Source organism: Homoserinimonas sp. A520 (assembly GCF_054489245.1).
In genome coordinates this window covers 1-18,602 of record NZ_JBTMWX010000009.1, presented here as the reverse complement: position 1 = coordinate 18,602, position 18,602 = coordinate 1, and the positions used below count along the sequence as shown (strand labels likewise).

At 65.2% G+C, this 18,602-nt stretch carries 20 protein-coding genes and 1 tRNA gene; 2 read left to right on the top strand and 19 right to left on the bottom strand.

All coding sequences use genetic code 11. The features are described 5' to 3' along the window. Window positions 1–37: 37 nt before the first annotated feature. On the bottom strand, window positions 38–538 hold the full coding sequence (locus ACX3PH_RS15675; RefSeq protein ID WP_459093633.1) for a MarR family winged helix-turn-helix transcriptional regulator: 501 nt from the start codon (window positions 536–538) through the stop codon (window positions 38–40). Between the two features lie 425 nt (window positions 539–963). Here ACX3PH_RS15675 and ACX3PH_RS15670 point away from each other — a divergent pair, with 425 nt between their 5' ends. Continuing rightward, window positions 964–1,326, top strand: coding sequence for a hypothetical protein (locus tag ACX3PH_RS15670; protein WP_459093632.1), 363 nt, complete (start codon window positions 964–966; stop codon window positions 1,324–1,326). Here the strand turns inward: ACX3PH_RS15670 and ACX3PH_RS15665 are convergent. The 3 genes from ACX3PH_RS15665 to ACX3PH_RS15655 all read right to left on the bottom strand — a co-directional run bounded on the left by ACX3PH_RS15665 (window position 1,323) and on the right by ACX3PH_RS15655 (window position 3,973). Further along, window positions 1,323–2,300 carry a ribose-phosphate diphosphokinase gene (locus ACX3PH_RS15665; protein ID WP_459093631.1) on the bottom strand — a complete coding sequence of 326 codons (978 nt, stop codon included), beginning with the start codon at window positions 2,298–2,300 and terminating at the stop codon, window positions 1,323–1,325. The genes ACX3PH_RS15670 and ACX3PH_RS15665 overlap by 4 nt on opposite strands. Window positions 2,301–2,347: 47 nt before the next feature. Continuing rightward, window positions 2,348–3,787 carry a bifunctional UDP-N-acetylglucosamine diphosphorylase/glucosamine-1-phosphate N-acetyltransferase GlmU gene (glmU, locus tag ACX3PH_RS15660; protein WP_459093630.1) on the bottom strand — a complete coding sequence of 480 codons (1,440 nt, stop codon included), beginning with the start codon at window positions 3,785–3,787 and terminating at the stop codon, window positions 2,348–2,350. A gap of 114 nt (window positions 3,788–3,901) precedes the next feature. Then, window positions 3,902–3,973 (bottom strand) — tRNA-Gln (locus ACX3PH_RS15655). Window positions 3,974–4,139: 166 nt separating this feature from the next. Between ACX3PH_RS15655 and ACX3PH_RS15650 the strand changes: the two genes are divergently transcribed. After that, window positions 4,140–4,631, top strand: a complete 492-nt coding sequence (locus tag ACX3PH_RS15650) for a MarR family winged helix-turn-helix transcriptional regulator (RefSeq protein WP_459093629.1) — start codon at window positions 4,140–4,142, stop codon at window positions 4,629–4,631. A gap of 91 nt (window positions 4,632–4,722) precedes the next feature. On the opposite strand, the gene ACX3PH_RS15645 is transcribed toward ACX3PH_RS15650, so the two are convergent. The 15 genes from ACX3PH_RS15645 to metG all read right to left on the bottom strand — a co-directional run bounded on the left by ACX3PH_RS15645 (window position 4,723) and on the right by metG (window position 18,475). After that, complete coding sequence (locus ACX3PH_RS15645; protein ID WP_459093628.1) at window positions 4,723–5,382, bottom strand: methionine ABC transporter permease; 660 nt, start codon at window positions 5,380–5,382, stop codon at window positions 4,723–4,725. After that, the gene (locus tag ACX3PH_RS15640) at window positions 5,382–6,410 is read right to left on the bottom strand and encodes a methionine ABC transporter ATP-binding protein (RefSeq protein ID WP_459093627.1); all 1,029 of its coding nucleotides are present in this window, start codon (window positions 6,408–6,410) and stop codon (window positions 5,382–5,384) included. The genes ACX3PH_RS15645 and ACX3PH_RS15640 overlap by 1 nt, the downstream gene beginning before the upstream one ends. A 62-nt stretch (window positions 6,411–6,472) precedes the next feature. Then, window positions 6,473–7,447: a MetQ/NlpA family ABC transporter substrate-binding protein gene (locus ACX3PH_RS15635; RefSeq protein WP_459093626.1), complete on the bottom strand. Its 975-nt coding sequence runs from the start codon at window positions 7,445–7,447 to the stop codon at window positions 6,473–6,475. Window positions 7,448–7,610: 163 nt separating this feature from the next. After that, window positions 7,611–8,045 (bottom strand): PIN domain-containing protein, encoded by a 435-nt coding sequence (locus ACX3PH_RS15630; protein WP_459093625.1) that lies wholly within the window; start codon window positions 8,043–8,045, stop codon window positions 7,611–7,613. Next, window positions 8,042–8,251 carry a type II toxin-antitoxin system VapB family antitoxin gene (locus ACX3PH_RS15625; RefSeq protein WP_459093624.1) on the bottom strand — a complete coding sequence of 70 codons (210 nt, stop codon included), beginning with the start codon at window positions 8,249–8,251 and terminating at the stop codon, window positions 8,042–8,044. The genes ACX3PH_RS15630 and ACX3PH_RS15625 overlap by 4 nt, the downstream gene beginning before the upstream one ends. 36 nt (window positions 8,252–8,287) lie before the next feature. Beyond that, the gene (locus tag ACX3PH_RS15620) at window positions 8,288–9,412 is read right to left on the bottom strand and encodes a DUF4192 domain-containing protein (protein ID WP_459093623.1); all 1,125 of its coding nucleotides are present in this window, start codon (window positions 9,410–9,412) and stop codon (window positions 8,288–8,290) included. A gap of 70 nt (window positions 9,413–9,482) precedes the next feature. Further along, window positions 9,483–9,827 (bottom strand): TraR/DksA family transcriptional regulator, encoded by a 345-nt coding sequence (locus ACX3PH_RS15615; protein WP_459093622.1) that lies wholly within the window; start codon window positions 9,825–9,827, stop codon window positions 9,483–9,485. Continuing rightward, on the bottom strand, window positions 9,824–11,614 hold the full coding sequence (locus tag ACX3PH_RS15610) for an ABC-F family ATP-binding cassette domain-containing protein (RefSeq protein WP_459093621.1): 1,791 nt from the start codon (window positions 11,612–11,614) through the stop codon (window positions 9,824–9,826). The genes ACX3PH_RS15615 and ACX3PH_RS15610 overlap by 4 nt, the downstream gene beginning before the upstream one ends. 38 nt (window positions 11,615–11,652) lie before the next feature. Then, window positions 11,653–12,303 carry a hypothetical protein gene (locus ACX3PH_RS15605; RefSeq protein ID WP_459093620.1) on the bottom strand — a complete coding sequence of 217 codons (651 nt, stop codon included), beginning with the start codon at window positions 12,301–12,303 and terminating at the stop codon, window positions 11,653–11,655. Between the two features lie 96 nt (window positions 12,304–12,399). Further along, window positions 12,400–13,440: a hypothetical protein gene (locus tag ACX3PH_RS15600; RefSeq protein WP_459093619.1), complete on the bottom strand. Its 1,041-nt coding sequence runs from the start codon at window positions 13,438–13,440 to the stop codon at window positions 12,400–12,402. Window positions 13,441–13,660: 220 nt separating this feature from the next. Then, window positions 13,661–14,596 (bottom strand): 4-(cytidine 5'-diphospho)-2-C-methyl-D-erythritol kinase, encoded by a 936-nt coding sequence (locus ACX3PH_RS15595; RefSeq protein ID WP_459093618.1) that lies wholly within the window; start codon window positions 14,594–14,596, stop codon window positions 13,661–13,663. A gap of 9 nt (window positions 14,597–14,605) precedes the next feature. Then, window positions 14,606–15,160 carry a hypothetical protein gene (locus ACX3PH_RS15590; protein ID WP_459093617.1) on the bottom strand — a complete coding sequence of 185 codons (555 nt, stop codon included), beginning with the start codon at window positions 15,158–15,160 and terminating at the stop codon, window positions 14,606–14,608. Between the two features lie 20 nt (window positions 15,161–15,180). Beyond that, the gene (gene rsmA / locus ACX3PH_RS15585; protein ID WP_459093677.1) at window positions 15,181–16,014 is read right to left on the bottom strand and encodes a 16S rRNA (adenine(1518)-N(6)/adenine(1519)-N(6))-dimethyltransferase RsmA; all 834 of its coding nucleotides are present in this window, start codon (window positions 16,012–16,014) and stop codon (window positions 15,181–15,183) included. Then, entirely contained in the window at window positions 16,014–16,901 is an 888-nt protein-coding gene (locus tag ACX3PH_RS15580; RefSeq protein ID WP_459093616.1) for a TatD family hydrolase, read from the bottom strand. The genes rsmA and ACX3PH_RS15580 overlap by 1 nt, the downstream gene beginning before the upstream one ends. Next, on the bottom strand, window positions 16,898–18,475 hold the full coding sequence (metG, locus tag ACX3PH_RS15575) for a methionine--tRNA ligase (RefSeq protein WP_459093615.1): 1,578 nt from the start codon (window positions 18,473–18,475) through the stop codon (window positions 16,898–16,900). Before metG ends, ACX3PH_RS15580 begins: the two co-directional genes overlap by 4 nt. Between the last annotated feature and the right edge of the window lie 127 nt (window positions 18,476–18,602).

Genomic DNA, 18,602 nt, shown 5'->3' with positions numbered 1-18,602 from the left:
TGGTTCTGCTCGCACGCCCTTGGCGATTACCAGTGCATCAGTCGTTCGTTGTGAGCTTTTCGGCGAGGTACACGGTCGCGGCCTTGTAGATGACCTCCAGTGAGTCCGCCAGCGCCGCGCGCCTTTCATCCGAGAGGTCGCGGGTCAGGGTCCCGATCACCTCGCGCAACGCCTTGTCTCCCGCTGCTGCGGCCGAAGCGCCGGCCCGGGTGGTGTACAAGACTCTCGCCCGGTGATCGGACTCGCTTTGCCGTGTTTCGATGAGGCCACGGCGAACCAGCCCGTTGACGGTTTCAGACACCGAAGGAAGCGTCACTCCGGCCTGATCGCGGAGTTCACCGAGAGAAGTGCACCCGCCGGCGATTCGACCGAGCGTGCGGTACTGCCTGAAGGTGAGTGGAACATCCAATTGGCCCAGTACGATCATGTCCAGGCGGCGGAGCCGGGCCGCGACGACGACGAGCAGCTCCTGGTCTCGTTCGAGTGACGTCGTTCCGTGAGGGAGCACCGACTCGATGGCTTCTGCATTGATGGCCACAGTCAGCGACTCCGTTCGTTAGGGACCCTAAGCACTCCTAGTAAGACACTACTGTCAGCACAACCGGGTCGTCAACCGCTCCCATCAGTCAAGGCTGGCGATCGATTCTGCAGCTTCCTCGGGAGGTCCCAGAACCTGATTGCCTTGATGTTTTGGAGCCAGATCGCGAGAACTTGTTCGATGGATGAACCGCGGAACGCCTCCAGTGGTGGCGCTGCCACGCCAGCACCTCATCGGAGATCGTCGGACCCCACGGCACCTTGTCCCACGTCGAGTCGGGAAGCCCGATGACGGCAACACCAGTCACGAGGTCGAAGCCCTACTGAACCCTGCTTCGCGCGGGTGATCGCCGGGTGGAGCTGAATGGTGCCCGAACGATCTGCGGGAGAGCGTGCACTTTGGAAGAAGGGTGTCAGACTATATCGGTGAGCGACGAGCACCCCGAACTGAGCGGCTACGAACCGTACGAAGAGAGACCGATCCGCAGCGCACGCAAGACCTGGATGCTGCGACTGGTGGTGCTGCTCGCGGTGCTGGCCCTCGTACTGCCGGGCGTCTTCACTACAGTCTCGGTCGGCACCAGCAACGCCTGGCAGGCCTGCACCTACCGCTCGGCGATGGTGGACGCCTCGCTGAGGGCGACACCACGTTTCGAGCTACTCGGCCCTGGTGGGCTCGGCTGGGAGTGCTACGCGCTCGACCGGACCGGGACAGAACACCACATCGACTCGATGGGGCTCATCCCGGTGGCGCCCCGGGTAATGGGGATAGAGCCGAAGCAGGTCTAAGCGGCACCGTCGAACATGCTCGTGACTGAACCGTCGGTGAAGACCTGGTGGATGGCTCCGGCGATCAGCGGGGCGATCGGCAGGATCGTCAGCGTCGGGAAACGCTTCTCCTCGGGGATCGGCAGAGTATCGGTGACCACGACCTCGTCGATGAAGTCGCTGTTCAGCACCGTGGACGCCGGGTCGGAGAACACCGCGTGGGTCGCGGCAACGACCACGTTGGTTGCGCCGGCCTTCTTGAGCGCCTCGGCCGCCTTGGCGATGGTGCGACCGGTGTCGATCATGTCGTCCACCAGCAGGCAGGTGCGCCCCTTCACCTCACCGACGATCTCGTGCACCGAGACCTGGTTGGCCACCTTCGGGTCGCGACGCTTGTGGATGATCGCCAACGGCGCCCCCATCCGGTCGCTCCACATGTCAGCCACCCGCACCCGGCCCATGTCGGGCGAGACGATGGTCAGCGTGTTGGAGTCGAGCTTCTCCTGGAAGTACTTCAGCAGCACCGGCATGGCGAACAGGTGGTCGACCGGGCCGTCGAAGAAACCCTGGATCTGGGCAGCATGCAGGTCGACGCTCATGATGCGGTCGGCACCCGCAGCCTTGAACAGGTCGGCGACCAGTCTGGCCGAGATCGGCTCGCGGCCGCGACCCTTCTTGTCCTGCCTGGCGTAGGGGTAGAACGGCGCAACTACGGTGATGCGCTTGGCGGATGCGCGCTTCAGCGCGTCCACCATGATGAGCTGCTCCATGAGCCACTCGTTGATCGGCGTGGTGTGCGACTGCAGCACGAATGCGTCACAGCCGCGCACGCTCTCGTCGTAACGCGCATAGATCTCGCCATTTGCGAAAGTGCGCGCATCCGTCGTCACGATCTCGGTCTCCAGCGCCGCCGCAACGTCTGCGGCAAGTTGGGGGTGCGCACGGCCGGTGACCAACACAAGGCGCTTCTGTCCGTTGACGGTGATTTCGGACAAGAAGTGCTCGCTCTCTGCCGGCGCCCAGTGGCTGGGACTTGCGGGGGCTAGGACGCGCTCGAATCGCCGTCGGATGCCGCAGCAGCTTTCGCCGCCTCAGTGCCCGCACGGTTGGCCTCGACCCACCCTGCCATATTGCGTTGCGGAGCCACGTTGATTGCGAGCGACCCGGCTGGCACGTCCTTGCGGACGACCGTACCGGCGCCCGTATAGGCTCCGTCCCCAATCCTAACCGGCGCGACGAAGACGTTGTGCGCGCCCGTCCTGGCGTGCGACCCGACCATGGTCTTGTGCTTGTTCACGCCGTCGTAGTTCGCGGTGATCGTGCCGGCGCCGACGTTCGAGTGCTCGCCAACCTCGGTGTCGCCGACGTAGCTGAGGTGCGGAACTTTGCTGCCGACACCGATACGCGCGTTCTTGGTCTCGACGAATGTGCCGATCTTCCCGTCGGCCCCGAGGTAGGTTCCGGCGCGCAGATAGGCGAACGGGCCGACGGATGCGCCGGCACCGATCACAGCGAGCGTCGCGTCGGTGCGCTTGACGGTGGCATCCTCACCGATCTCGCAATCGACGAGAGTGGTGTCGGGGCCGATGGTCGCACCGCGGGCGATCACGGTTGCCCCCTTGATCTGGGTGCCCGGAAGCAGTTCGACGTCTTCGGCGAGCTGCGCCTTCAGGTCGATCCAGGTGCTGGCCGGGTCGTGGATGGTCACCCCGGCAAGTTGCCAGCCACGCACGATGCGGGCATTCAGCTCGCGGGCGGCAGCACCCAGCTGCACCCGGTCGTTGATGCCGGCGACCAGCCAGTGGTCGGAGACGGGAACCGCCTCGATACGGCCACCGGTTGCCCGGATGTTGGCTGCAGCATCCGTCAAGTACATCTCGCGCTGGGCATTGTCGGTGCCAATCCCGGACAGGGCCGAACGCAGGCTTCTCGGCTCGAAAACGTAGACGCCGGCGTTGACCTCCACGACCCGCAGCTGGTCGCTGGTGGCGTCCTTGTGCTCCACGATGCCCTCGAAGTGGCCGTCAGCCGAGCGGATGATGCGGCCAAAACCAGACGGATTGTCCAGTTTGGCGCTGAGAATGGTCAGCGAATTGTTCTCGTGCCGGTGGGCTGAGACCAGCGCCCGGAGGGTGGCCGCATCCAGCAGCGGGACATCCGCGCTGAGCACCACGACCGGTCCGTCGAAGTCGTCCGGGAGGCCACTCAACGCGACCTCGACTGCACGGCCGGTGCCGGGAATCTCGTCCTGGTCGATGATGATCGCGTGTGGCGACTGCTCGGCAACGGCCGCAGCGACCGCATCCCGCTCATGGCGGACGACCACCAGAATGTGCGCCGCCCCCAGCTCCTCCGCCGTGGCCAGCACGTGACCGACCAGGGGAACGCCGGCAATCGAATGGAGCACCTTCGCCTTCGCCGACTTCATGCGGGTGCCCTGCCCAGCGGCCAGGATGACGACGGCGAGACCTGACGCTGACATGGGGACTCCTTGTGGGATCTGTGGGTGTGCGCCGGGGACTACCTGGCCTCGTGTCAGGGCCAAGAACGCGCTCCGCGCACGGAGCAATGAAATACGCTCCCGCGTTTTTCATTGCTCCGCCCCCAGGACTCGAACCTGGACCTGACAGTTCCAAAGACTGCAGTGCTGCCATTACACCAAGGCGGAATGCACCATCATGAAAACGGCGCCGTCCAATTCTGCCAGACGCGCCGGGTTGCCCGCGCACAGCGTCAAGAACGAAGGAGATCCGGGCACCGCGCGCTCGATGACGCTGAATCGCGTCTTCGGGCCCGCAACTCCTTCATTTTCGGTTAGGCACGATAATGGGGGGATGCCCGCACACGACGAAGTCGACCGCATCGTCGAGGCGTGGGAGCGGGAGCGACCGGACCTCGACTTCGAGCCGCTGCAGGTGCTGAGCCGCGTCGGCCGGCTCGCCCGCCACCTGGACCGCGCCCGACGCAGCGCGTTCGCGGCATCCGACCTCGAATCGTGGGAGTTCGACGTGCTATCGGCGCTGCGCCGCGCCGGAGCGCCCTACCAGCTGAGCCCGAAGTCCCTGCTGCAACAGACGCTGGTGTCATCCGGCACCATGACGAACCGGATCGACCGACTGGTGACCCGCCGCCTCGTAGAGCGGCGAACCGACCCGCGCGACGGCCGCGGGGTGCTGGTGATGATGACCACGGAAGGACAGGAGCGGGTCGACGGGTCGATCAGCCAGCTGCTCACCGCCGAGGCGGAGCTGCTGGAACGGCTCTCCCCCGCCGACCGCACCCGGCTGGCCGGGCTGCTGCGCAAGCTCAGCCTCGACTTCGACTGACTCCGAGTCTCGACAAGCTCGACCCGCTTAAGCGGATTGAGCTCGTCGAAATCCCCTGAGCTTGCCGAAGGGGCAACCGCCCGCACCTGCTTCAGCGGCGCAGGGCCTTCCGCGCAAGCGTGTTGCCCAGCCACTGCACGAGCTGCACCAGCACGATGATGATCAGCACCGCAGCCCAGGTGACGGTCGGGTTGAACAGGCGGTAGCCGTACTGGATCGCGAAGTTGCCGAGGCCACCGCCGCCGACATAGCCGGCCACCGCCGACATGTCGACGAGCGCAACGAAGATGAAGGTGTAGCCGAGGATGAGCGGGCCGAGCGCCTCCGGGATGAGCAGCGTGAAGATGATCCTCAACGGCCCAGCGCCCACCGACCGCGCCGCCTCGATCACGCCAGGCTGCACCGTGAGCAGGTTCTGCTCGACGATGCGGCTGATGCCGAACGCCGCGGCCAGCGACAGGGTGAAGATGATGGCGGTGTTGCCGATTCCCGTTCCCACCACAGCACGAGCCAGCGGCTGCGCGGCGGCGAGGAAGATGATGAACGGGATCGGCCGGAAGATGTTCACCAACACGTTCAGCACGGTGAAGACCGCCGTGTTGGCGAGGAAGCTGCCCCGCCGGGTCGTGTACAGGCCGAGCCCGAGGATGAGTCCGCCGACGCCGCCGAAGAAGAGGGAGACGCCGACGATCCACAGCGTCTCGTAGGTCGACTGCCAGAGCAGTGGAAGCAAGTCGATGAGGTCGTCCATCAGGCCACCTCCACCACGGTGACGAGGTCGCGTACGCGAACCAGGGCGGCCTCTATTGAGCCCGGGTCCCCTGTAAGACTCAGGGTTAGGTGACCGAACGTCCGCCCCTGGATGTCATTGATGCCGCCGTAGATCAGCTCGAACCCAACGCCGCCCGAGGCCAGCTCGAGGAACACCGACGATTGGGACACGTCCCTGTCGCTGAACGAGAGGGTGACGATGCGCCCCGGATGCCGCAGTCGCAGGGCGGCCAGTTCGGCAGGCTCCGGCACCGCCTGCACCACGGTGGAGACGAACATCTTCGTAGCATCCGCCTGGGGGTTGGAGAACACGTCGAACACCTCGCCGCGCTCGATGATGCGACCGGAATCCATCACGGCGACCTTGTGCGCGATCGAGCGGATGACCTCCATCTCGTGCGTGATGACGACGATGGTCACGCCGAACTCCTCGTTGACCCGCTTCAGTAGTTCGAGCACTTCGCGAGTGGTCTCCGGGTCGAGTGCGCTGGTTGCCTCATCCGCCAGCAGGATGCTCGGGCTGGTGGCCAGCGCCCGCGCGATGCCGACCCGTTGCTTCTGCCCGCCGGACAGCTGGTCAGGGTAGCTGTGCGCCTTATCGGCCAGCCCGACGAAGTGCAGCAGCTCGGAGATGCGCTTCTGGTGCTGGTCCTTGGGCACGCCGGCGACGGTCAGCGGGTACGCCACATTGCCCCACACCGTGCGGGAGGTGAACAGGTTGAACTGCTGGAACACCATCCCGATGCCCAGGCGGATGCGGCGGAGTTCCCGCTCCTTGAGGGTGCTGAGCTCCTCGCCGGCGACCACGATGCTGCCGCTGGTCGTGCGCTCGAGCGCGTTGATCAGCCGCACCAGCGTCGACTTCCCGGCACCGGAGTAGCCGATGATCCCGTAGATGTCGCCCTTCTCGATCTCGAGGCTGACGTTGTCGAGGGCGACGAGCGGCGCCTCTCCCCTGGCGCGGGGCGGGAAGGTCTTGGAGACTTCGCTCAATTGGATGACTGGCATTCGTGGTGCTTTCTCCATGGCAGAAGGGCGCGGAGTTCTTCCGCGCCCTCCCGGTGTCTTTCTCAGCCCTGAGCGCGGATGTCCGCCTGAACCTTCTCGAGGGATCCGACCAGGTCAGCGACCGGCGTCTGCAGCAGCACTCCCGTTCCACCGGAGACCTCGAGCACACCATCCTGAACCACCTTGGTGGTCTGGTAGATCTCGACCAGCTTCTGGAACAGCGCGTTGTCCGCGTCACCGGCCTGCGCCGCGAAGATGTTGACGTACGGCAGGGCGTTCGGGTCGGCGGGGTCGTCGGTGGCGATGGCGTCGGAGAAGCTGAGTCCGGCATCCGCAACGAAGTCGTTGTTGATGATGGCAGCGGCAACGTCGGGCAGCGAAGTCGGTGCCAGGGCGGCCTCGAGCGCGGTGACGGTGACCTTCGACTTGGCAGCGTCGATATCGTCAAGCGTTGCGAAGATCGACCCGCCACCCTTGAGCTCGATGAGTCCCGCGGACTGAAGAACGAGGAGCGAACGCGCCAGGTTGCTGGCGTCATTCGGCACGGCGACGGTGGAGCCGGCTGGGATGTCCTCGACAGAGTCGTACTGGGTCGAGTACAGCGCAAGCGGGTAGGTTGCGGTCGACCCGATCGGGGTGAGATCTTCGCCCGATGCCTCGTTGTACTGGGCCAGGTAGACGATGTGCTGGAACTGGTTCAGGTCGATCTCGCCCTCGGTGAGCGCCGGGTTGGGCAGTTCGTAGCTGGCGAAGTCGACCAGTTCGACGCTGATTCCCTCGGCCGCGGCGGCTTCCACGTAGTCTGACCAGTAGGCGTCGGATGCCCCGACGACACCGATCTTCACCGGGTCTGCTGCTGAGCCCTTGCCCTCGGTGATCGCGTTGCCGACGGCATCCGTCGGCGCAGCGTTCGAGCTGTTGGTGGCGATGACGATGCCGACGACGATGGCGATCACAATGACGAGCGCCGCGGCGATGATGGCGTAAAGCCTGCCGCGGGACTTCGGCGCGGCGATGAGTTCTGGCTGGTCAGACATGGTGGAGCCTTTCGAAACGGATGCTGGGGGAAGTTGTCTATCCAGCTTCAGCGAGCACGCCGCCAGTTCGAAATTGCGTGACATTGTGTGACGTCACGCGGCGTAACCTGCGGTCCGCGCCACCCCGCACGGTCTTGCCGGCGCCGCCTTTCTAGCAACGTTGCTAGAGGGTTCCCCTGGGTGCTACCCATAGCTGCTGTTGACCCGTCACCGCAGCGATGTGTTCAAAATCAGAGTCGTAGTGCAGGATGATCGCTCCATAGTGTTCGGCGACTGCGGCGGTCAGCACGTCCACAATTCCGGCGGCACGATGTTGCCCACGGACCGCCATCCTGAGTTGGACCTGTCTCGCATACTCGGCAATCGGCTCGGTGATCGGCAGGTTCCGATACAGGGTCCGGCGGTTCTCTGCGATGGTTCGAACATCGTCTGCGGTTCGACCGGAGTATCCCGCTTCCAAGTCGACTGTGACGCAGGTTGCGGCGACTCCTTCCGCAATGAGACCGGCGATGACAGTCCTCACTGAGGGCACGCCAACTCTGGCGAATGCCGACGTGTCGATGAGATACAGCGCTCCTGTGGCTGCAGCAGGACTCATCGACGCGCTGCGGACATCACTTCGGCATCACCGATGTCAGCTCCAATGCCGTAACTGTGCGGGTCATCGAGCAGCGCCGACACCCGAGCATGACGTGTCGCGGCAAACGTGAGCGCGGCGTTCACGGTGTCCTTCTTGGTTGCCGTTCCCAGTTCTCGGGCGGCCGCCATCAGGGCTTCATCGTCAACGTCGATCATGGTCTTCATATATCCAATTATATGCCTGCAGCAACACTTTTGGGATCAGATCGAATCCGTGGGTACGGCGAACGCCCACTCCGGCAGCATGCCGTTGCTCAGCATGGTGTCGAGCAACTCCGCCATCCCGTAGTTCGGATCAATCGCCCGCGCCTCGTCGATGTAGCGACCGGCCCGACTTCCGCGACCGAGAGCCCAATTCAGCCAGGCGAGCATGCAGAGCGGAGAGAGCCGCTCCGCGTCCTCAGCCCGTGACACAACCGTCAGGAGCAGCTGAATTCCGCGTTCAATTCGTTCAGGATCAGGTCTCGGCCCTCTTCCGAACATAAGGTTCGGGGATGTCACCACGTCGGCCATGCTGAGGTCGCGCCCACCACGGTTCCAGCGCTCCGCTTCGTCCATCATGACGTCACCAATGGCCAGGCTCGATGCCCACTGGAGCATGGTCGTGTCTCGCATCGGAGGGCCCTGGAGCACGAAGAGGAGGAGCGCATCGTTGTCTCTGATGGCCGACTCATCCCAATCGAGGGCTTTCTCTACGAACCCTGTCAGATCCCCCAGCGCGTCCAATTCGGCTGGAAGGCTATCGAGGTCGCCCTTCCTCTCGATCACGGCGAGTCGCCGATAACGCGCGAGCGCGTTGCTCACCCGCTTCTTGTCGGCCGCCGGGGCGTCGGGGACACGCGCCGGGGTATCGGCATCGTCGGGCAGCGCCTCCGGCGGGAGGTTCGCGACGACGGGAGAGTTGGCAATGTCGCTGAGCGGATGCCCGCCGTCGGGGGTGTCAGCGTCACAGTAGGACCCCCACCCATCGCTCGCCTGGCACAACGACTCGCGCAGTCCGAACCCGGAGAACCGAAGTCGACGACCCAGCACATCCGCAAAATCGCTGTGGGGCATCCCGCCCGTTCCAATGGCCTCGTCCGTGAAGATTGCCACGACTACGCTGTCGACGCCCGAGATCTTGCACAGGGTGCCCACCGCATTAGTCGCGATGCGTTTGAGTACGGCTTCAGTTGTCGAACTCGGCAAGTTGAAGCGGATTGCGCCACAGGTGCGTTTGCCCCGGAAGGCTAGCAACACGAAGCTTCGCTGAGGAGTGAACCCTATGAGCGATGGCATCATCGCGAGCAGATCAGCGGGGCCCTGTGCTTTAACTATCACCGACATGAACATCAGTATTGAGGGCTCTTGACCTGTCAGATCCAGGAAGTCGCAAAGCTGTGGAGAACTGCCCCGGTTACCGTGTTGCGCAGGATATGCACGTTCTCGCATAGGGTCTCGCCTCAAGGCGAGCAGACGCGATCGGCTTGCCGCAGGTCTCGCAGACGCCGTAGGTTCCGGCATCCAGTCGCTCCAGAGCCGCGCCGATGTCGCGGAGGCGCTGCGTGGACTGGGCGAGCAGGGCATCCGTCTGTGACCGTTCGAACGCCAGCGTCGAGCCTTCCGGGTCGTGCTCGTCGTCGTTGTTGGAATCCTGGCGGGCGGCAACCAGGGCGCTGATGTCCGCGCCGAGGGTCGACATGAGCTGCACGGTCTCGTTCTGCTCGGCGATCAGCAGTGCGCGGAACTTGTCGGTGTTCATTTGCCGAGTGCCTCGGTCAGCTCCAGCCACCGCAGTTCGAGTTCTTCCATCGAGGTCTCCAGCGACGAAATCTCGGTAGAGAGGGCGCCCAGGCCGGTGTAGTCGTTCTGGTCGTGCGCAGCCATCCGGTCGTGGATCTCCGAGATTTTTCCGGTGACCTTCTCCAGCTTGCGGCTGACCGAGGCCAGCTCCTTCTCGGCGTTGCGCAGCTCAGCGCCGGCCAGCCTGGAGGTGCCAGGCGTCTTCGCCGTGTTGCTGCCCGCCGGAACCCCGCCGGTCGTCGTCGCACCGGAGCGGATCTTCAGGTACTGGTCGACCCCGCCGGGGAGGTGCCGCATCCGCCCGTCCAGGATGCCGTACTGGTTGTCGGTCACTCGCTCGAGCAGGTACCTGTCGTGACTGACGACGATGAGGGTGCCCGGCCAGGAGTCGAGCAGGTCTTCGATGGCGGCCAGGATGTCGGTGTCCAGGTCGTTGGTGGGCTCGTCCAGGATGAGCACGTTCGGTTCGCCGAGCAGGATGAGGAGCAGCTGCAGCCGGCGACGCTGGCCGCCACTCAGCTCTTTGACGCGGGTGCTCAGCTGGGCACTCATGAAGCCCATGCGCTCGAGCAGCTGGCCGGGGGTCAGCTCCTTGCCGCCGGTGACGTAGGAGCTCTTCTGGCGGGCGATGACATCCATCACCCTGTCCTCCTGGATGTCGGCGAGCTCGTCCAGCTGCTGGCTCAGGATGGCGACCTTCACGGTCTTGCCGCGCTTCACCCGGCCCGTGGTCGGTTGCAGCGTGCCCGCGATCAGCGACAGCAGTGTCGACTTTCCCGCTCCGTTGACGCCGAGAATTCCGGTGCGCTCGCCCGGTGCGATGCGCCACTCGATGTCCTTCAACACTTCGCGGTCGCCAAAGCTGACGCCGACATCGAGCAGGTCGACGACATCCTTACCCAGCCGTGAGGTGGCCAGCTGGCTCAGCGCAACAGTGTCGCGCGGCGGCGGCTCGTTCGCGATCAGCTCGTACGCGGCATCCATCCGGAACTTCGGCTTCGCGGTACGTGCGGGTGCTCCCCGGCGCAGCCAGGCCAGCTCCTTCTTCATCAGGTTCTGGCGCTTCGCCTCGGTGACGGATGACATCCGGTCGCGTTCCACCCGCTGCAGGATGTAGGCGGCATAGCCGCCCTCGAACGGCTCGATGAGCTGATCGTGCACCTCCCAGGTGTCGGTGCAGACCTCGTCGAGGAACCACCGGTCGTGGGTGACCACCACCAGCCCGCCCTGGGTGGCCGGCCAGCGCTTCTTCAGGTGCCCGGCGAGCCAGGCGATGCCCTCCACGTCGAGGTGGTTGGTCGGCTCATCGAGGAAGATGACGTCCCAGTCGCCGACCAGCAATTTGGCCAGGCCGACGCGACGGCGTTGGCCACCGGAGAGCTGGCCGAGGGTGGCATCCCACGGAATGTCGACCAGGAGGCCGTCGATGACGTCGCGGATGCGGGCATCCGAAGCCCACTCGTACTCTTCGCGGTCGCCCACGATGCAGTGACTGACGACCAGGGTGTCGTCGAGCTCGTCGCCCTGGTCGAGCATGCCGATAGTGACCCCGCCGCGCCGCGTGACGCGTCCGGAATCCGGTTCTATGCGCCCGGCGAGCAGGCGCAGCAAAGTCGACTTGCCGTCGCCGTTGCGGCCGACGACGCCGATCCGTTCACCCTCGTTGATGCCGATGGTGACTTTGTCGAAGATGACGCGGGTCGGGTATTCGAGGTGCAGGGACTCGGCCCCGAGAAGATGTGCCACTGGACTGACTGTAGCCGGTCAGCCTGTGACTTGAATCCTCACGCGTGCTGGGGCCCGGGCCGCATCGCGTGGGCCATCCACCACCAGGAGAGCCAGCCGATCACCGCAGAGATCGCGAGGTTCAGCACGAACGACACGATGGCGAGGATGATGGTGATCGTGACGCCGCTCTCGAACGAGTTGTATGCATCCGGTGCGATGACTCCCACAAATTGCAGCGGAAGCCAGGCAATCCACGACACGAGCCAGCTCGCGGCAATCGCGACGCCCGCACCGGCCCACGTGACACCCCACGGCGACGGGTGATGTGCCCTCGCCAGCATGCCTCGGCTGATGAACAGGAACCATACCCACAGGCCGATGCCGACGAGGCCGGCGATGACCAGTGGGATGATCCAGGCACCCGGGTTGATGCTCTCGATGAACTCCTGCAAGCGGAAGTAGTCGGCGTCGGCACCGTTACCTGATGCCCCGACCACTCCGAGCATCCAGGCGAAGAAACCGGCAAAGAGTCCGATGCCGGCGGCCGTGGAGAACAGCCCCCAGCCGATCGACATCACGGTGAAACTGACCGCACCGGCGACGGATGCCGATTTCTTCAGTTCCGGGGACAGCGGCGGCTTCTTTGCGACCGCCTGGTACGACTGTTGAGGGACGGGCGGTGGAGCGTACGGGTTCGACTCACTCATGCCACCTAGCCTACGGAGTCACTGCCCGTGCCGGGAAGCGCTCCCTGCTTCCGACGAGAATGCGAAAAGTCACCGAAAATCGCGGCGTTGGGCGACTTATCGCCTTCTCGCACGCACGGGTGGCGACGAGACGACGTTTCCCGCCCATCCGTGGGCACTCAAGTGGGAAGCGATGAGGGCGATCGTGTGCTCCCGCCGTTCGAAGATGTGTCGCGGCGTGAGTTGGATGACCGTCCAGCCGGCCTCCTCGATGCGCTGCCTGCGGTCGATGTCGTTGAGAAAACGGACGCGGTCGGTGCGATGCCCGTCCCCGTCGTACTCCAGCACGAGCTTGAACTCGGCGAAGACCAGATCGGACTCAGCCACCCAGCGCCCGGCATCGTTGCGCACGATTCCATTGACAACCGGCTCAGGGAAACCTGCGTCGATCACCAGCATGCGTGCGAGGGACTCCATCCGGGACTGAGCTCCAATGCTGGCGCGGCCTGCCGCCTCGCGCAGACGCCTTCCGCCGCGCTGTCGCCCCCACATTTTCGCCGCGTGCGCGAGCTCCCCGAGTGAGGTGAGCGGCCGGTCCCCGCCGACCATATAGTCGGCCACTGCCACGAGGTCGTCCCGATCCAGAACTCCAGCCAGTTCGCACCAGGTCTGCAGGGCGGACCCGACCGGATAGCCGTTCCGACTCATGACGCGCTCCCGGCCCCGCTGGACCGAGTGCCCGACAACACCCACCGTCCGAGGAACGCTGCTCGGCGCCATCGCGGTGACGTGGAGACGAAGGTCTGCCTCGACGGAGAGCGGCACGGGCATCCCGTGAATGAGCGCCGCCGTCGCATGGCTGAAGAAGTGGTCTGGCCGCAGCCGTGGACGGTACGCCAGACACAAGCCGAGAACTCTGGTTTCGTCCAGGCGTTTCGAGCGGATGCCATGAAACGGCCGCGCGAGGTCGGAGCCGAAAAGGCGGTGCTTGCCGAGCCCGAGCTCCCTGGCTCGGGCAACCGTGAAGCCCGAGGCGTTCAAGGCGGGGTGAAGGGGAACCTTGCGCGGCATCCGCCCATGGTGCCCGATGGCGAGCATTCGTCGCCGAAGTTGTCCACCGTGCCATGCTCCCCAACGCATGAGAAGGTAAAACGTCACCTAAGAATCGGTTTTTCGGTGACTTTTCGCCTTTTCGCGGAATGGGTTGAGAGCGGCGAATACTCAATGATTCACGAGAAGACGAAAAGTCACCCAACGAGCGAGTTTTCGGCGACTTTTTGCCTTTTCACCTGAAGTGGGCGAGGGAAGGGACCCGGAGAACCGGAGAATGGAAGCACGTGACGAGGAGACACGCTAATAGCGTGGGTCATAAGGCGGGCTACTCGGCGACCAGCCGTGCGCCGTGCACGGGGCCGGTCGCGCGCACCACGGTCAGCCGCGCGGCGCTCAGTGCGATCTGCAGTTCCAGCGCATTGTCGAGGTCGGCGGCAAGGAACGCGACCGTGGGGCCCGATCCCGAGATGATGCCGGCGAGCGCCCCGTTCGCCTCGCCCAACTCGATGATGCGGGACAGGCCCTGCTCGAGGTGCAGCGCCGGGGCCTGCAGGTCGTTGTGCAGCACTTCGGCCAGCATCAGCGGGTCGCCGGCCCGCAACGCCTGAAGCACGTTGGCGTCGACGTGCGGTTGCGCCTGCACCGGGAAGATGTCCTGGGCGTGGCGGTCGCGGTGACGATCGAGTTCGTCGTAGACCTCGGGGGTGCTGAGGCCGTAGTCGGCGAGCGCCAAAACCCACTGGAACGTCCCCTTGGCCAACGCGGGGCTCAACTGGTCGCCGTTCCCGGTACCGATCGCCGTGCCACCGGTGAACGCGAACGGAACGTCCGCACCGAGCTGGGAGGCGAGGTCGAGCAGTTCTTCCCGGGTCAGCCCGGTTCCCCACAACGCGTCGCAGGCGAGGAGGGTGGCCGCGGCATCCGCTGACCCCCCACCCATGCCGCCCGCAATCGGGACGTGTTTCTCGATCTCGAGCCGCACGCCGCGCCGGTATCCGGTCTTGCGTGCGAGCAGGCCGGCCGCCTTCAGCGCCAGGTTGGAGCCATCCGTCACCAACTCGGAGCAGTCGATCGGACCGCTGAAGCTGACCGAAAAATCGTTGGCGTGGCTGGCCCAGACATCTTCGTAGAGCGAGACAGCCTGGTACGCGGTGGCGACATCGTGGTAGCCGTCTTCGAGCAGGGCGCCGACCTTCAGGTACACGTTGATTTTGCCCGGTGCCCGTGCGTGCACCACCTTCGATGCAGCCCCGGTGGTCATGCGTTAAACCTAGTCGACTGATCTGTCCACTCTGGACGCGAGTGCGTCGAGAACCGCGGCCAGCTCCGCTTTCGCCTCGCCCAGGCGCTCCGCGTGCGCAAGCTTCGAGTGGGTGAGCACGATGCGGGACTTGCCTCCGCCGCCAGGGCTGACCGTCGCCAGGGCCGTCGTGCCGTCGGCGAGTTTCCAGCGGGCGGTCGGATGCTTCGCGTCACGGCTCACACTGACCGGCTCGCTGCCGGCCGCGGCACCGTAGGCGTCGATTGCCAGCTCCAGCGCGTCGGACTGGGGCCGCTCCACCGTCTTGCTGGCGCTCGTCGAAAAGGTGCCGTCTGGCTGCTGCCCGGGGACCCGCATCCCTTTCGCCTGCTCGTAGCCGACGGTCACGCCTTGCGCCCACCAGCCATCAACGCCGTGGGTCTCGCGCAGCCAGGTGGCGATCTGCGTGTGCGTCCAGGTGCTCGCGTTCTGCTCGTCGAGGAGTTCGTGCCACTGGTCCCGCAACCGACCGGTCGCCGCCAGCAGCCTTTCGGCTGAGATGTTCTGCTCGGATACGCCTGCCATGCCTGACAGGCTACCCGGCACTAGATCGCCCGGGCGATACTCAAGAAGTCGTGCACCGTGAGCTGCTCACCGCGTTGGGTCGGCGGGATGCCCGCCTTTTCGAGGGTGGCGGATGCCTGGGCCGAACTCCCGAAGGATTCCGCCAGCGCCTGTCGCAGCATCTTGCGCCGCTGGCCGAAGGCGGCATCCACCAGCCGGAAGGTCGCCAGTCGCTCCTCTTCGGTGCCGATCGGCTCATCGCGCACGCGGAACCCGACCAGGATCGAGTCGACGTTCGGCACCGGCCAGAAGACCTGACGGCTCACCATGCCCGACGTCTTCCAGTGCCCGTACCAGGCCGCCTTGACGCTCGGGCTGCCGTACACCTTCGACCCCGGGTCGGCGGCGATGCGCTGCCCGACCTCGGCCTGCACCATCACCAGGCCGGAGCTGATTCCGCGAAAATGCTCGAGGAAATGCAGCAGTACCGGCACCGAAACGTTGTACGGCAGGTTGGCGACCAGGGTGGTCGGGTTGCCTGGCAACTCGGTGATGGTCATGGCGTCGTGCGTGATCACGGTGAGGTCAGCATCCGGTTGCAACTGGGCGACGGTGAGCGGAAGCTGGGCCGCCAACCGCACGTCAATTTCGACGGCGATGACGGATGCGCCCACCTCGGTCAGCCCCAGGGTGAGCGACCCGAGTCCAGGCCCGACCTCGACAACGGTCTCCCCCGGCTGCACTCGGGCTACCTTGACGATGCGGCGCACGGTGTTCGCGTCGAGAAGGAAGTTCTGGCCCAGCTTCTTGGTCGGCTGGATGCCGAGCAGGTCGGCGAGGTCCCTGATCTCGGCCGGTCCCAACAGTGTCTGCATCACGCGAGCTCGTGCGGTTCGATGGCCGGGTCGAACGGCGAAGCGGCGTCCTGGGTGACCGGCTCGGCGTCCCAGTTGCCGTAGACCAGTTCGGTGTTCGACGAGATCTGGGCGGCCAGCATGGACGCTTCGGTGCCCAGGTGGTCGGCCATGAAGCGGAGGGTGTGCGGGATCAGGTAGGAGGAGTTCGGTCGCCCACGGAAGGGCATGGGCGTTAGGTAGGGCGCATCCGTCTCGATCAGGATCTGGCTGCGCGGGACTACCTCAAGCGCACTACGGAGATTAGTGGCGTTCTTGAAGGTCACCGTCCCGGCGAAGGACAGGTACCAGCCGTTGTCCGCGCAGAGCCTCGCCATCTCGGCGTCGCCGGAGAAGCAGTGGAAAACGGTGCGCTCGGGTGCACCCACCCGGCGCAGGGTGGCGATCACCTCGGCGTGGGCGTCCCGGTCGTGGATCTGCAGGGCGAGGTCGTGCTTCCTGGCAATCTCGATGTGCGCTTCGAACGAGCGGAACTGCGCGGCGCGGCCATCCTCCCCGGTTCGGAAGAAGTCGAGGCCGGTCTCACCGACGGCGCGCACGCGGGGAAGTCCAGCCAGCACGTTGATCTCCGCCAGGGCCGCATCAAGCTCGTCTCCTAGCCTCGGCGCCTCGTTCGGGTGGATGGCGACCGCGGCGAGGATCCGCGGCTCCCTGGCGGCGACCTCCGCCGACCAGCGGGAGGATTCGAGGTCCGTTCCCACCTGCACGACACCGCGCACGCCCACGCTGCTCGCGCTGTCCAGTTGGTCGCGGTAGTCAGGGGCGTCGTCGCCGAGCACCATCTCGAGGTGGGTGTGGTTGTCGTAGACCGGCACCACCAGCGGTTCTGGCAGCGGGGGGTAACTCAAACCGCTGCCTCCACCTGCTCGATGCGGGGGAACAACGCTGTGAGGGTGCCCACCTTGGTGCCGGGGTCCAATTGGCCCCAGGTGCCGGCATCCGGGATGAGTTGGGCCTGCACCTCTGACTCCTGCCCAAGCGCTTCCCACAGCTTCGCGGTCGCATCGGGAATGAACGGTGACAACAACACGGCGAGGGCGCGCAACCCGTCAGCCGCTGTATAGAGAACCGTTCCGAGGCGCTCGCGCGTGTCGTCGTTCTTGGCCAGCACCCACGGTTCCTGGATGGTGATGTAACCGTTCAGCTCATCGACGATCGTCCAGATGGCAGCATGAGCGTCGTGAATCGCCAGCTTCTGCATCGCAGCGTCTGCGCCCGTGACAGCATCCGCCACCGTCCTCTGGATGCCGAGGTCGGCCTCGGTGTAGTCGCCGGGCGCTGGCAGCACGCCGTCGTAGTAGCGGTTCACCATGGCGATGACGCGGGAGGCCAAGTTGCCGAAACCGTTCGCCAACTCCGCCTGGTAGCGGGCAGCCAGGTCTTCCCAGCTGAACGAACCGTCCTGGCCGAAGTGGATGGCGCTCATGAAGTAGTAGCGGAACGCATCCACGCCGAACGTGTCGGTGATGTCGGATGGGGCGATACCGGTCAGCTTCGACTTGGACATCTTCTCGCCGCCGACCAGCAGCCAGCCGTGACCGAAAACCTTGGTCGGAATGGGCAGTCCCGCCGCCATCAGCATGGCCGGCCAGATCACGGCGTGGAAACGGGCGATGTCCTTGCCGACCAGCTGGGTGGCCGGCCAGCGGCGGTCGAACTGCTCCTGGTCGACGCCGTAGCCGATCGCGGTCACGTAGTTGAGCAGCGCCTCGAACCAGACGTAGACGACATGCTTGTCGTCCCAGGGGATCTGGATGCCCCAGTCGAAACTGGAGCGGCTGATCGAGAGGTCGCGGAGCCCCTGCTTGACGAACTGGATGACCTCGTGGCGCACGCTGTCCGGCTGCACGAAGTCGGGGTTCGACTCGTAGAGGTCGAGCAGCGGCTGCTCGAAGTCGCTCATCCGGAAGAAGTAGTTGGTCTCCTTGAGCACTTCAACCGGCTTGGAGTGGATGGCGCACACCTGCTGGCCCTCGAACTCGCCGGTTCCCGGGATCAGGTCGCCCGGCTGCTTGTACTCCTCGCAGCCGACACAGTAGTGGCCCTCGAACTCGCCCTGGTAGATGAACCCGTCGTCGTAGAGCTTCTGCAGGAACAGCTTCACGCCGGTCTCGTGCCGCTCATCGGTCGTGCGGATGAAGTCGTCGTTGGCGATGTTGATCGTCTCGAGCAGCGGCTTCCACGCGGTGTCGACGAGGCGGTCGGCCCACTCCTTCGGGTTCACCCCGTTCGCGACGGCGGTGCGCAGGATCTTCTGGCCGTGTTCATCCGTTCCGGTCAGAAGCCAGGTGTCGTCGCCGCTCTGACGGTGCCAGCGCGCGAGCACGTCGGCCGCAACCTCGGTGTACGCGTGGCCGATGTGGGGCACGTCGTTGACATAGAAGATGGGCGTCGCAATGTAGAAGGAGTCACCGGCGGCCATGGTGTCCATCCTAAACGGCGCCCGGATGCGGTTACGCGCCTCCAACCGCGAGCCGGTTTGTTGACCACGCAGCGGCTCGAGCGGGTGTGAAGTGACGGGACATCGCTGACAGGTTCGTGACAGGACA